The following is a 13,370-nucleotide window of genomic DNA, read 5'->3' on the forward strand; positions in this document are numbered from 1 at the left end:
TCCGGACACCGCCTGCAACGCGACTACCCACCCATCCGGTCAGGCGGGGAACAGTTCACCCCCTGAAGGGTCTGGTGTAGCCGTCGTTGCACTTCGCGACGTTGGTGGGGACTTTCCCGTGAAGGAGGTAGTTCTCCGTCCAGCGCCGGCTGCACTCGGTGGGATCGCCGTGCCCGAAGCCGTTGATGACGACCATCCCAGGTTGGTCGAGAGCCGTGGTCATGTTCTGGGCCCATTTGAGAGAGGTGTGCCAGTCCCACTCGTGGTTCATCACGAGGACGGGGGACTTCAGCTTGTTCCAGGGGCCGGTGTAACGGGGCAGCGCCGCGCGATGGTCGTCCGGCCAGTCGCGGCACGCGATGTCGGTCAGGATCTCTGCGGGCCCGAAGACAGGTGACTCTGCCCGAGCACGCGCGAAGCGCGTCAGCCACGGTCCGTTTTCCTTGGGCAGTCGAGGAAGGTCGAGACAGTCCGTCGTCTCCAGCACATCGTCCTCGTTGCGCCGCTGACGATCGGTTTCCTCCGTGCCGACGGCGCCGCCCGCGCCGTTCTTGGTTGCGGGGAAGGTCTGCTCGTAGAGGCTCTGCAGGTGCTTGGCGGCTTCTCTGGTCTGTTTCGGCGAACCGGAATCCATCTCTTCGGCCGCGTCGACGAATCGGTTCCAGGTCCTGACCGGTGCGGGAGCGGGCTTGTGTGCGTCGCCCAGATATTGAGCGAGCCGGTCGAACTTCTTCTCTGCGTTCCCGTGGAACGCACAGTTCTCCGGATCCCGGTCGCACGCCCGCAGCGCCGCCCTGACGGCCGTTTCGATGCCCACTGCCTCCGAAAGACTGTAGGCGCCGGGATCGTTCATCTGCGTCTTGGCGTCCACCACGCTGTGCAGGATGAGCGAGCGCACCCTGTCGGGGTGCATGTTGGCGTAGACGCTGCCGATGGTGGTGCCGTAGGAGACGCCGAGGTAGCTGAGCTTCGAGTCCCCGACAGCCTGGCGGAGGCGGTCCAGGTCGTGGACGTTGTCGACGGTGGTCATGTACGGAACGAGCCAGCCGGCGTTCTTCACGCACTGGTCACCGGTGTCGTCCTTGTCCTTCAGCTGATCCAGCAACTCCGACTGTGTGCGTGGACTGTTGCTCTCGTCGTCATCCTCTTGTGCGTCGAGGCCTCGAGGCGTCGGTTTTGAGCAGCTCAGCTCCGGAATGCTGTTTGCCACTCCGCGTGGATCGTAGGCCACCAGGTCGAAACGCCTTCTGACCTCTTTCGTGACATTGGTGGGCCAGCCCCAGCTGTTCGCCAGCTCAATACCGGAACCGCCAGGGCCACCGGGATTCGTGATGAGCGAGCCGATGCGCTGGGACGGTTCGGTAGCCGGCAGTTTCGCCACTGCCAGTTTCAGGGTGCCCTTCTGCGGGTTCCGGTGGTCCAGCGGAGTGTCGAGAGTGCCGCACTTCCACCCCTTCCCCACCTCCCAGTCCTTGGCGCATTCGTGCCAGCGAACGGCTGGCGGCGTGTCACGGTCGGCGACAGGTCGCTGCTCTCCTCCCTCCGACGAAGTCTGCTGATCGAGGACCGGGTGCGCGGACGCTGCTGGGACGAGTGCCGTGCCCCCGATGCACAGCACTGCCGACAGAGCCAGCACCGCTCTCGAGGCGCCTCGCCGCGGCCTCGTGCCCATTCGTAGTTTCACAGTGCGATCCATGAACCACTCCCTGATGCGTCTGCCAGAGAGCACCACCATGAACCAGCGCTGAAAAGCTCGCTGTTCGGGACGCGTCAGTCAGCGGAGCAGGACTACCCGATCGGCATCCCGGACGCCTGCTCCCGGCCGGGGGTCAGCCCAGGCGCGGGGAGCCAGCATGTCGTTCGACTGTCGGCGGGTGTTGTCCGCGTCATCCGCCTTCGTCGGGCGACGCCCTGAACCGGGGTGGGACCGCTCTCCTGGGCCGCTCCCCCCTACTGCGTACGGCGGGCGAACAGGGTGGAGTCGTGGACGTCGACCGTCACCCCGTCGCGGACCACCGTCCGGGGACGCTGTTCGACCACGAGGGCGTCGAAGCCGTCGGGGAGCCCCGGCAGCAGCTCCTCGGCGAGGAACATCGCCCTGCGCTGGCTCGCGGTGAGGTGGGTGAACGCCTCGGACGGCGCGTGGCCCACGACCAGGAGGTGCCCGCCGGGCGCGACGGCCTCGGCCAGCCGGCCGGTCACCCCGGCCATGCCGTGATCCGGTGGGTGCAGGAAGTGGGTGGTGACCAGGTCGTAGGAGCGCCCCTCGGCCGCGAAGGTCCGGGCGTCGACCTGCCACCAGTCGGTGCGCTCGGCGACCCCGGCCTCGTCGGCGTGCCGGGCGGCGCGGGCCAGGCCGTTGGCGGAGAAGTCGGCGCCGGTGACCCGCCAGCCCTGCCGGGCGAGCCAGATCACGTCGCCGCCCTCTCCGCAGCCGACGTCGAGCGCGGTGCCCGGAGTCAACTCGCGGACCTCGGCGACCAGTTGCGGGTTGGGGTTGCCGCTCCAGTATTTCCTCCCGCCGGAGTACCGCTCCTCCCAGCTCGGCGGCTCGAACAGGGCGGCTTCCTCGTCGGTGAGCGGGTCTCCGTGCACAGGTTCTGCACTCATCAGGCGGCTTCCTTCCGGTGCTCCGCGACAGCCGCCGCGGTGTCCTCCTGGACGAGGTCGTGGTTGAGGAGCGTCCCCGCCATCACGCCGTCGGCGGCCGAGGCGAGGACCCCGCCGTACGGTGTGGCCGCGTTGCCGACCACTTTCACGCCGGGGGCGTCCGGGCCGCCGACGGCATCCAGCAGGGTGGTGTCGGGGATCGGCACGGTGGTGACCACAAGCGCCTTGCGGTCCACGGTCCCGCCGTCGGCCAGCTCCACGCCGGTGACGGCATCGTCCTCGACGACCACCCGGGCGATCGCGCCCGGCACCCACCGGATGCCGCGGGCGGCGAGCTTCTCGGCGTCCTCCCCCTGCGGAGCCGGCCGGCCGTTGAGCAGGATCACCACGTCCTCGCTCCACTGCCGGAACAGCAGGGCCCGCTCGACGCAGTCCGGCCCGCTCGCCACCACCCCCAGCGGCAGGCCGGCGACCTCCCAGCCGTGGCAGTACGGGCAGTGCAGCACGTCACGGCCGAACCGCTCCTCCAGCCCCGGGACTTGCGGCAGCACGTCGACCACTCCCGTGGCCAGCACCAGCCGGCGAGCGGAGACGGTGCTGCCGTCCGCAAGACCCAGTGCGAAGCCGCCGCGGGCGCGGGCGGCGGTCGAGACCCGGCCGTCGCGCACCTCCACGCCGTACCGGCCGACCTCCTCGCGGCCGTCCGCCAGCAGCTCGGCCGGTCTCGCGCCCTCCCTGCCGAGGTAGTTGTGCATGTGGTCGGCGGAGGCGTTGCGGGGCTCTCCGGCGTCGATCACCAGCACCGAGCGCCGGGACCGTCCCAGCACCAGCGCGGCGCTCAGGCCGGCCGCTCCGCCGCCGACCACGATCACGTCGTACGACTCGTTGATGTCCATGCCTGTCAGCGTGCGACCGCTCCGCAGTATTGGCAAACTTCTTTGCTGGTCTGGCAAAGTGTGGGGATGGCAGAGTTCGATGACGTACTCGACGGGGTGGGCCCGCGACTGCGCGCGCTGCGCCTGGAGCGGGGCGCGACCCTGACGGGCCTGGCGAAGAGCACCGGCATCTCGGTCAGCACGCTCTCCCGGCTGGAGTCGGGGCAGCGCAGGCCGACACTGGAGCTGCTCCTGCCGCTGGCCCGGGCCCATCAGGTGCCGCTCGACGAGCTGGTCGACGCGCCGGAGACGGGCGACCCGCGGGTGCGGGCCAAGCCGATCAGACGGCACGGCCGCACGTACGTCCCGCTGACCCGTCGGCCTGGCGGACTGCAGGCGTTCAAGGTGATCGTGCCGCCGCACGACCCACCGGGGCCGTACGAGCCGAAGGTTCACGAAGGCTACGAGTGGATCTACGTCCTCTCCGGCCGGCTGCACCTCGTCCTCGGTAACCGGCACCTCGACCTCAAGCCGGGCGAGGTCGTCGAGTTCGACACCCGCACCCCCCACGTCATCGCCAACCAGGGGGACCACCCCGTGGAGCTGCTGGCGCTGTTCGGGCCGCAGGGCGAGCGGATGCACGTCAGGTCCGGGACCTGACACGCAGGCGACGGCGGCGAAGTCCCTCGTGCTGACGGGGTGTTCGGGGCGCGGCCGGGGTTCCCGGTCCGCTACTCCGTCAGCTCGTCGGCCCGCGCCCGTATCAGCCGCCGGACGATGAGGGCGGACCGCGAGGGCCGCCCGTCCCGGCGCTGGGTCAGGCACAGGTGTACGGGGTCCGCGTCACGCAGGGGCAGCCAGACGAGGTCGGGGATGTCAGCCGAGGTCTCGAATCCGGCGAGGAGGCCGAGCCCGGCGCCCTGCCCGACCATCACCTTGACGGTGCGCGCCGACATGGCCTGGACGACCACGTCGGGACGGGTCACGTGCCGGTGCAGCATCTCCCACATCACGGTGCCCGTCCGCATGGTGACGAGGGGCCATGCCTCGAGGTCGTGCCAGTGGACGTGGCCGCGCCCGGCGAGCGGATGGTCGGTGCGCACGTGGATCCCGACGGGAGCCGATACGAGAGGTGTCCGGTGCAGCCCCGTCGCAGCCGGGCTCATGGGCATGGTGACGACTCCGAAATCCAGACCGCCGTCGAGTACGGCGGCCTCGATGTCGGCGGAGGCTCCCTCACGGACCGAGAACCGCAGCCCGGGATGCTGCTTGCGAAGGTGCCCGACGACGGGAGCGATGATCGTCTCCGCGGTCACCGAGACGCCGCCGATCTGGACGCCTCCTCGATACGCGGCACTCGATTCCATCGCCGATTCCCGCACCGCATCCTCGGCCGCGACCAGCCGGCCCAGCGGTTCGAGCAAGGCCTGACCCGCCGGCGTGGGACGCACGCCGTGCCGGCTGCGGGTGAGCAGGACGACGTCGAGTTCCTCTTCGAGCAGCGCGATCTGCTGGCCGACGGTGGGCTGGCTGACTCCGCACCGGACGGCCGCCGAGCGCAGCGACCCCGTCTCGACGGCAGCAAGGAAGTACCGAGCTCTCTCCACCCGCATCGGCTCACCATAAAGGCAGAACCTTTCACCGGTGAGCTCGAATCGTGCCTTCCCGGGCGCTCCCCCGTCAGGGCATCGTGACGAGCGCCCTGGTTGCGGGGCAGTTCCGAGGTCTCGGCGTGAAAGGAATCCATGGTGTCCGACGGCCCGCTGAGCGGAGTGCGTGTCCTGGACGTGTCCACGATCCTGGCCGGCCCGCTGGCGTCCTCTCTGCTCGGCGAGTTCGGCGCCGAGGTGATCAAGGTGGAGCATCCCGGGCAGGGCGATCCGGCGCGGCTCTACCCACCGCTGGAGGACGGCGTCTCGGCAGCCTGGTCGATGCTCGGCCGCGCCAAGCGGAGCGTGACGATCGATCTGCACCACGACGATGCCGCCGGCCTGGTCGGCCGGCTGGCAGGCACCGCGGACATCGTGGTGACCAACTTCCGCCCGGCGACGCTGCGCCGGTTCCGGATCGACTTCGACGACCTCCGGGCGCACCGGCCGGACCTGGTGATGGTTCACGTCAGCGCGTTCGGCCGCACCGGACCGTACGCCGACCGCCCGGGCTTCGCCCGCGTGGCGGAGGCCTTCGCGGGCCTGACCCACCGCACGGGCCCACCGGACCAGCCGCCGGTCTTCGCCGGCTACCCCGTCGCCGACGGCGTCACCGGCATCTACGCCGCGTTCGCGGCCATGCTCGCGCTGCGTCAGCGGGACCTCACGGGCGAGCCACAGCTCGCCGACATCCCCCTCTACGAGCCGTTGCTGCGCATGATGGAGGACTTCGTCGTCGAGTACGGCGCGACGGGTGAGAGCCGCGAGCGGCAGGGCAATCAGAATCCGCACATCAGCCCCAACAGCCTCTACCGCACTCGCGACGGCCGCTGGCTGGCTCTGCCCGCCTCCACCGAGCAGATGTGGCGGCGGCTGGTCGCGGTCATGGGTGCCGGGGATCTCGCCGTCCACGACTCCATGACCGCGCGCCTGAAGCACCGCGAGGAGATCGAGGCGCGAGTCGCCGCTTTCGTCGCGGCTCACGACTTGAAGCCGCTGATGTCCCTGCTCCTGGAGGCCGGTGTGGCCGCGGGGCCGGTGAACTCGGCGGCGGACATCTGCGCCGACCCGCACATTCGCGCCCGCGGGTCGGTGGTGGAAGTACCGGACGAAGACGGGGGACGTCCCCGTCTCATGCAGGCTCCGGCAGGCCGCTTCTCGGGTTTCGACAGCACGGTCGGCCGCGGCGCACCGGGCCTCGGCCAGCACACCACCGAAGTGCTGCGGGACCTTGCCGGACTGACCGAGCCCGAGATCGATGATCTGTACCACCGCGGAGTGGTCTGAGGAGCTTGCTCATGACTGTCGCAGTCCTGTCCATCGTCGTCCTGGTCGCTCTCTTCGCGGCGACCCTGATACGCGGGTTCGACCTGGGGCCGGCAGCCCTGTCCGCCGCGTTCCTCCTCGGTATCGCTGCCGGTGTGCCGGCGGACGAAGTGACGGGTTTCTTCCCGGCCGACTTCTTCGTGCTCATCGTCGGAGTGACGGCCCTGTTCGCCGCCGCCCAGCTCAACGGGACCCTCGACTGGCTGCTCGACCTGCTGCTCCGGCTGGTCGGCGGGCGGCTGCTGCTGGTTGCGCTCGTCCCGTTCGTCATCGGCGCCGTGCTGACCGCGGTCGGCACCCTGCCGGCGGCCGCGACCGCCATCGTCGCCCCGATCGCCCTCGGCCTCGCCGCGCGGTACGGGATCTCACCGCTGGTGGCAGCCGTCCTCGGCATCACCGGAATCATCAGCGGCCTGCTCTCGCCACTCGCGGTCTACGGCGTCACCGCCCGCGAGCTGAGCGCCAAACTCGGCATCGGCCTGCCCGGCACGGCACCGGTGACCCTCCTCCTCGGCGGGCTGGTCACAGGGCTGGCCGTATGTGCGGGCTGCCTGTTCGTCGCCAAGCGGACCGGTGCTGTGCCAAGGGGCCGGACCGCCGTCCCGGCGGGCGCGGGCGGCCCCGCCGGCGGCACCCGTACCGAGGACACCGGACCGGATCCGCAGGATGCACCGCACAGGTACGGCGCGGCCGAGGGCACCGAGCCGGCGTCAGACGCCCCGCGGCCCTCCGGAACGACGCAGGGAAGCCGCGGAACCCGCATCCTCACCGTCCTCTGCCTGCTCACCGTCGTCGTACTGTCGGTCGGCTTCGAGATGAACGTGGGCTACCTCGGCCTGACAGCGGCGATGGTTCTCCAGCTGGTGCTCCGGCTGAAGCCCGGAGCGATCGTCTCGAAGATCCCGTGGGGCGTGGTGCTGCTGATCGGCGGCCTGCTGACGTACGTGGGGCTGATGGAGGACCTCGGCGCGTTCAAGCAGATCAGCGACCTGCTCCGGGTCCAGGGGTCGCCGGTGCTCAGCCTGCTGGTGCTCTGCTACATAGCGGGCATCACGTCGTTCGCCGCCAGCTCCATCGCGGTGTTCGTCACCGCCATGCCGCTGCTGCCCCCGCTGGTGGCCGACGGCCTCTCCCCTGTCGGCGGCGTGCTCGCCCTGGCGCTGGCCTCGGTACTGGTCGACATCAACCCGCTCGGCATCACCGGCGGCCTGATCCTGGGTGCCGCGGAACCGTCGGTGCGGCCTCGCCTGTTCCGCCAGCTCCTCACCTACGGCATCGTCTCGATCGTCGTCGCACCCTTCCTCGCCTGGCTGGCGTTCGGCTGGTGGTGAGCCCCGCCCACGGTTGGTGGACGCTGCCGTCCGGTTCCGGGCAGTAGGGGCGTAGACGGCAGACGCCTCGCGGCGGGCGATATTCCTGCGATCGAGACGCTGCCCTGGCAGAGGTAGCCCGCATATCCGCGGTCGAGAACTTCATGGACCCGGCTGACCCCGTCACCGTGCTGTACGGCGGCCGGACCTCGAAGGCACATGCGTCGAGGTCCGCGCCCCGGTGCACAGCGCGGACCTCAACCGGAAGAAACTTCAACCGTTCCGGGAAGAGCGGCGGTACAGGCGCCATGGGCTCGGACAGCCGAAGGCATTCTCTTCGCGTGCCGACGGTCGCGGGAACGTTCAGTGGGCCTGTTCATACGCCTGACGAATATGGGCAGGAACCCGTCCCCGCTCATTGACCTCGTGCCCCTGGCTCTTGGCCCATTCACGGATCTTCGCGGTGTCCCCGCCGCCGGATGAGGAGGACCGGGCGCTCGATCCGCCGCTCTTCCGGCTCCGCTTGATGCGACGGCCCTTTTCCATGTACGGGGCCAGGGCGTTCATGAACGCAGCGTGGTTCTTGTCGTTGAGGTCGATCTCGAAATCCGTGCCGGCGACTGAGAACTGCACGTTGGTGACGTCTTCGGACTCCTCACCCGTGATGTCGTCGATGAGGAGAGTAACGACCCGCTGCGCCATGTTGAGTTCCTTCCGGGAATCACCTGTCGAAGAAAGGTACATCGTGGCCTCTTCGGTCGCGCCCGTCAATTCCTGGGCCGCCGGGGCTACTTGAAGCCCTTCGTCGGATTATGCTGGTCCGTTGACGACGCAGCACGCACCTTGCATTCTGGTCGATGCTCGAGGATCCCCTGCCTGCCGGTGACGTGCCGACGAGAGGTGGCGGCCGCACGGGCGACCTCCCCACCAGGAGATGGGTCCGGCTTCGGAGTCGACCGCCGACGGTCGGCGGTCGTGTACGGCGTCCGGCTTTTTCGGCTCAACGAGCCCCTCATGAAGGCGCTGGCCGATTCGTTCCGGCTGTTCGCCGCTGCGTCAGCAGGTACCGATCATGTCTTTGAGCGCGGCCTTCTCTGCCGCGGTAATCGTGAGCTCGTACAGGTGCTTCACTTGTATCCAGTCCGTGGAGTACTGGCAGTGGTACGACTCCAGCGGAGGCTTCCACCGGTCTGGCGACTGGTCGCTCTTCTGCTGGTTGACGTTGTCAGTCACCGCGAGAAGCTGCTTGCTCTCCAGGTCGTTGGCGAATTCCTCACGCTCTTCGTCGGACCATTCATCGGCACCACTGATCCAGGAATTGGCCAAGGGGACCATGTGGTCGATGTCGACATCCGACGGGTCGGTCCACTTCTCGCCGTCGTAAGGGCTGGTCCAGGTGCCGCTGGTCGGTGAGCAGTCACTGCCTGTCTCCACGCGTTCGCCATCGCGCTTGAGGACGGCCTCGCGTGTGTCGCACGAGTTGCCCTGGCCGCTCCAGTGCGGGTACTTGTCACGGTCGTAGCCGTCCATCGAACCACTGGGCGCAACCTTGAGTTCCTCCAACTGCTCGCCCCGGTCCGCTGCCGACGCTGAAACCGATGTCGTGGGCCTCGACTTGACGTCGTCTGCACCGGTTTCCACACCACTGCACCCGGCGAGGACGGAGACTGCGACGACGATCGTGGGCAGAGCGCGATTCTTCATTTCCCACCTTCCTCGGGCGTCTGTCCAAGGCCCTCGGTCGTTTGACAAGGCGTCACCGGCATGTCATCTACGTCTCGACCTGGGACTCGCCTAACGAGGTCGTCGCAGGTGCAGATGACATGTGGTCGATGCCGTGGTCTCCATCGTCTGTGACGCTCTTGCGGTCGTAGTACGAGCGCCCATCGTTCCGGTCAGCCGACGCTCGGAACTGATGTGCGGGCAGGTGACAGTTGGGATACATGCTGCGAGGGCTGTGGCGGGCTTCATAGTGGTCTCGAACTCGACGGGGGGCAAACGCCCCAGCGGGAGTTGACTGCGGGATCGGTGGCAGGTCCACTCGACCCACGTCCGATCGCGGTCCCGACCATGCGTCATTGACCGCACACAGATACAACTTGCCTTCACCGGCGAGGTGTTCGGTGATGCCGGACGGCCGCCCGTGCACGTCGACCTTGTTCCGGCGCGACTTCACCGCGCCCGTGTCCCTGCGTCTCACCCGTCCTCGATCACTTCTTTCCCGGGCACCGGCCACCAGGCGTCGTCCCGGCACATCCACCACGCGATCCGCTCGCTCATGCGCTCACCCGCGCCGGCGGCTTCACCGGCGACGAGCCGGACCGAGCCGGCGGTCATAGTGCCGGCGGGGGCTCCCCCAGGCTGGACGTCGGCGCGGACTGCGGATTTCGGCCGCCACGGTGGCCGGGTTTCCGCGATGAACCTGACCACTGCCGCACTGAACGCCTTCACCGCCACCGAATACAGCTTTTACCGGAACATACAGCCGCCTCTGTGGCTTTTGTTCACGGGCACGGCAATAGTGATGTTCTCAATAAGGGGAGTTTTCGAAGAGAAACGGCGGGACTTCGCCCTGCCGTTGCTGCAAGAACTGCCCAGTCCACTACTCGCGTCGGCGATCCTGGGGGTGTTGTGGATTATGTGGCATATATCGGTCAAATTCGGAGAAGAACGCCGAACAGTACGCACAGTTCACCGCTCCCTCCCGGCACTGCTCCGGCACATGACCGGAGGCGGATTGCGCCGTGCTCCGGATCGGACGTCTCCGTCGCCCTCCGCCCGGACAACCCGCGCACCGTGGCGGCCGGCTGCCACGCGGACGCCTCATCGAGGTCGGCGCGGGGGACGCGGCACACACGGACTCCGTGCTCGGTACGGTGCCTGCCCACGCAGCTGAAGGAGGGCCTGCCCCGTCAGCGCTGCCGTCCAGGCGAAGCTCCGCGGCAGCGACCGTGACCCGGACCGGGCTCATCCGGCCACGACGTCACCTCGCGGGAATCTCTCTACAATTCGCCGCAAAACTGGTGCAACACCATTCAATCCTCTCGGTGGTGCACCCGGAAGAACGGGGGACGGCCGCACGGGAGCGTTCAAACTTGTTCCATCGGCACGAGAGCGCCATCCTCGCGGTCATGCTGCGCTAGGCTCAGCGCCGTCTTTAGGCCTCGTAGGCCTAGGCCTGTACGCGATCAGACCCGCAATTCAATGGTGTTGTCGTTCGCGACGACCCGGTCCAACGCCATTGTCCTCGATCATCTCACAGCCTTGGAGGACACCTGGCTCGTGATTCGAGGCGCTGAATGACGCGAAATGAGTGGAGTGAAGTCAATATGAGAGTAAAGGGCCACAGACGCTCGCGCACGGCGAACAGAACGATAGCGATCGTCGCAGCGCTGGTGATTGGCGGTGGTGGCGCAGCGGCGATAGGTGTAAGCGCCTTCGCGGGGGCGGACGAAGACACCGCTCCCACGGCGAGCACGATCGACTGTCCTGACGTGAGCCTTGCACTGGGCCAGGTGCCCAAGGGTGCCAAGGAGCCTGTGGGTCAGAAGCTCGCCACTCTGGACCAGCAGGTCGCGAAGGCTTACGGCCAGTGGAACTCCCAGGAGCAGAGCGCCGAAGAGACCCTCGGCCAGTTGAAGCAGCAGCGCTCGGAGACCATCCGGAGCATGGGTCGGGACATCCAGAACGCCGGCGGCCAGGCGCCCGGTGACATGGCGTCCATGGCCCAGTGCCAGATGCTGCAGGACCAGGCGACCCAGGAAGGCCAGGAAGGCGGAGGCGAAGACGGCAAGCAGGTCCAGGGCCCGGTCGCCGAGGACTTCGTCAACATCGAAGACGTCGAGCCCAACGCCTCGAAGGCCGAGGACCCGGGCGGCAGCTTCGAGACGAAGTGCGGCAACAACGAGGAAGAGCACTTCAACTCGGACAACGTGATCGCCGCTCCCGGTGTTCTGAACGGCGCCCACCACGTGCACGACTACGTGGGCAACGAGGACACCAACCAGGCCTCCACCGACGAGTCTCTCGCCGCAGCCCGCACCACATGCGCCAAGAACGACCAGTCGTCGCACTACTGGCCCGTGATCCGTTCGCTGGACGGCAACGAGGACCAGCGGGGCGCCGTGCAGGAGGGCGACAAGGGCCAGGCGCAGCCGCAGGGCCAGCGGACCGGCGATGACGAGGGTCAGGACCAGGGACAGGGTCAGGACCAGGGACAGGAGCAGCCCCCGGCCGAGGAGCAGGATCAGGGCCAGGAACAGCCCCCGGCCGAGGAAGAGCCCCCGGCTGAGGAGCAGGACCAGGGCCAGGAGCAGCCCCCGGCCGAGGGTCAGGATCAGGGACAGGAACAGCCCCCGGCCGAGGAAGAGCCCCCGGCCGAAGGCCAGGACCAGGGACAGGGACAGGACCAGGGTCAGGGTGAGGGCGAGGAAGACCAGGTGGGTGGCGGCCAGGGTGCCGATGCCCAGCCGGGTGACGGTGGGGCCAACGACCTCAACATCGGCAGCATCCTCAAGCCCGACGCCGAGCTGAAGTTCACCTCCGGCGGTGCCGACCAGGTCACCGAGATGCCGCGCTTCCTGCGCATCATCACCGGTGACGCCAAGTCCTTCACCAACGGCGACGAGAACGCCAACGCATCGTGGAGCTGCGAGGGCTTCGAGGACCGTCAGCTCAAGGACAAGTACCCGATCTGCCCCGAGGGCAGCGCCACGATCCGTACGTTCAAGTTCCAGAACTGCTGGGACGGTCAGAACACGGACAGCGGTAACCACCGCGACCACATGAAGTTCTCGGACGACCAGGGCAACTGTCCCCAGGGGTTCCAGAACATCCCGCAGCTTCAGCAGACGATCAAGTACGACATCCCGCAGCAGAACTTGCTCAACGCTGACACGCCGTTCGCGGTGGACTCCTTCCCGGAGCAGCTGCACAAGCCCATCACCGACCACAGCGACTTCATCAACGTCATGCCCACGAAGCTGATGAAGGAGGCCGTGGACTGCATCAACGAGGACAAGGAGTGCGGGGGCGACGCCGAGGACTCGGACGGCGGAGAAGGAACAGACTCGAAGCCTGAGGAGTCGCCGTCGAAGCCGGACTCCGACTCCAAGCCCGACTCCGACTCGAAGCCGGACTCGGGCTCCAAGCCCGACTCTGACTCGAAGCCGGACTCGGACTCCAAGCCGGACTCGGACTCGAAGCCCGACTCGGACTCCAAGCCGGACGACTCCACCCCGTCGGACTCGAAGACGGACTCCGACTCGAAGACGGACTCGGGGTCGAAGACGGACTCGAAGCCGGACTCGGACTCCAAGCCGGACTCTGACTCGAAGTCTGAGTCGGGGTCGAAGTCGGACTCGGAGTCGGAGTCGGAGTCGGACGACTCCACCTCCTCGGTCGATGACCGGGACGATCCGTCCTCGGCACCGGACGAGTCGACCCAGCTGGCGAACGGCCAGGACAGTGACCTGCCGGTTACCGGATCCAGCACCCCCGTCGGTCTGATCGTCGGGATCGCGGTCGCAGTCTTGGCCGCCGGTAGCGCCCAGGTGTGGTGGCTGCGCCGCAGGAACGCCGCCCAGCGCTGAACGGCCGTG

At 68.1% G+C, this 13,370-nt stretch carries 11 protein-coding genes; 4 read left to right on the forward strand and 7 right to left on the reverse strand.

Annotated features, from left to right (window positions below; translation table 11 throughout):
- Positions 1 to 55: 55 nt before the first annotated feature.
- From ACFPA8_RS12175 to ACFPA8_RS12185, 3 genes are all read right to left on the reverse strand, one after another.
- The gene (locus tag ACFPA8_RS12175; RefSeq protein ID WP_386446754.1) at positions 56 to 1,462 is read right to left on the reverse strand and encodes an alpha/beta fold hydrolase; all 1,407 of its coding nucleotides are present in this window, start codon (positions 1,460 to 1,462) and stop codon (positions 56 to 58) included.
- Positions 1,463 to 1,950: 488 nt separating this feature from the next.
- Entirely contained in the window at positions 1,951 to 2,610 is a 660-nt protein-coding gene (locus ACFPA8_RS12180; protein WP_386446757.1) for a class I SAM-dependent methyltransferase, read from the reverse strand.
- Complete coding sequence (locus ACFPA8_RS12185; RefSeq protein WP_386446760.1) at positions 2,610 to 3,506, reverse strand: NAD(P)/FAD-dependent oxidoreductase; 897 nt, start codon at positions 3,504 to 3,506, stop codon at positions 2,610 to 2,612. Before ACFPA8_RS12185 ends, ACFPA8_RS12180 begins: the two co-directional genes overlap by 1 nt.
- A 66-nt stretch (positions 3,507 to 3,572) precedes the next feature.
- On the opposite strand from ACFPA8_RS12185, the gene ACFPA8_RS12190 reads away from it, so the two are divergent.
- A complete protein-coding gene (locus ACFPA8_RS12190) occupies positions 3,573 to 4,145 on the forward strand; it encodes a helix-turn-helix domain-containing protein (protein WP_386446762.1) in 573 nt (190 codons plus the stop codon).
- Between the two features lie 71 nt (positions 4,146 to 4,216).
- Here the strand turns inward: ACFPA8_RS12190 and ACFPA8_RS12195 are convergent, their stop codons facing one another.
- Positions 4,217 to 5,098, reverse strand: coding sequence for a LysR family transcriptional regulator (locus ACFPA8_RS12195; RefSeq protein ID WP_386446765.1), 882 nt, complete (start codon positions 5,096 to 5,098; stop codon positions 4,217 to 4,219).
- A gap of 132 nt (positions 5,099 to 5,230) precedes the next feature.
- Between ACFPA8_RS12195 and ACFPA8_RS12200 the strand changes: the two genes are divergently transcribed.
- Both ACFPA8_RS12200 and ACFPA8_RS12205 read left to right on the forward strand, forming a co-directional pair.
- Entirely contained in the window at positions 5,231 to 6,421 is a 1,191-nt protein-coding gene (locus ACFPA8_RS12200; protein ID WP_386446768.1) for a CaiB/BaiF CoA transferase family protein, read from the forward strand.
- Positions 6,422 to 6,432: 11 nt separating this feature from the next.
- Positions 6,433 to 7,791, forward strand: a complete 1,359-nt coding sequence (locus tag ACFPA8_RS12205) for an SLC13 family permease (RefSeq protein WP_386446775.1) — start codon at positions 6,433 to 6,435, stop codon at positions 7,789 to 7,791.
- A gap of 342 nt (positions 7,792 to 8,133) precedes the next feature.
- Here the strand turns inward: ACFPA8_RS12205 and ACFPA8_RS12210 are convergent, their stop codons facing one another.
- The 3 genes from ACFPA8_RS12210 to ACFPA8_RS12220 form a co-directional block, all read right to left on the reverse strand.
- Positions 8,134 to 8,472 carry a histone-like nucleoid-structuring protein Lsr2 gene (locus ACFPA8_RS12210; RefSeq protein ID WP_386446778.1) on the reverse strand — a complete coding sequence of 113 codons (339 nt, stop codon included), beginning with the start codon at positions 8,470 to 8,472 and terminating at the stop codon, positions 8,134 to 8,136.
- A gap of 354 nt (positions 8,473 to 8,826) precedes the next feature.
- Entirely contained in the window at positions 8,827 to 9,474 is a 648-nt protein-coding gene (locus tag ACFPA8_RS12215) for an HNH endonuclease family protein (protein WP_386446781.1), read from the reverse strand.
- 492 nt (positions 9,475 to 9,966) lie between these two features.
- Positions 9,967 to 10,107 (reverse strand): hypothetical protein, encoded by a 141-nt coding sequence (locus ACFPA8_RS12220; protein WP_386446784.1) that lies wholly within the window; start codon positions 10,105 to 10,107, stop codon positions 9,967 to 9,969.
- A 1,157-nt stretch (positions 10,108 to 11,264) separates the two neighbouring features.
- Here ACFPA8_RS12220 and ACFPA8_RS12225 point away from each other — a divergent pair.
- Positions 11,265 to 13,361, forward strand: coding sequence for a DUF1996 domain-containing protein (locus ACFPA8_RS12225; RefSeq protein WP_386446786.1), 2,097 nt, complete (start codon positions 11,265 to 11,267; stop codon positions 13,359 to 13,361).
- Positions 13,362 to 13,370: the final 9 nt, after the last annotated feature.

The organism is Streptomyces ovatisporus (assembly GCF_042653885.1).
Taxonomy (GTDB): Bacteria; Actinomycetota; Actinomycetes; order Streptomycetales; family Streptomycetaceae; genus Streptomyces; species Streptomyces ovatisporus.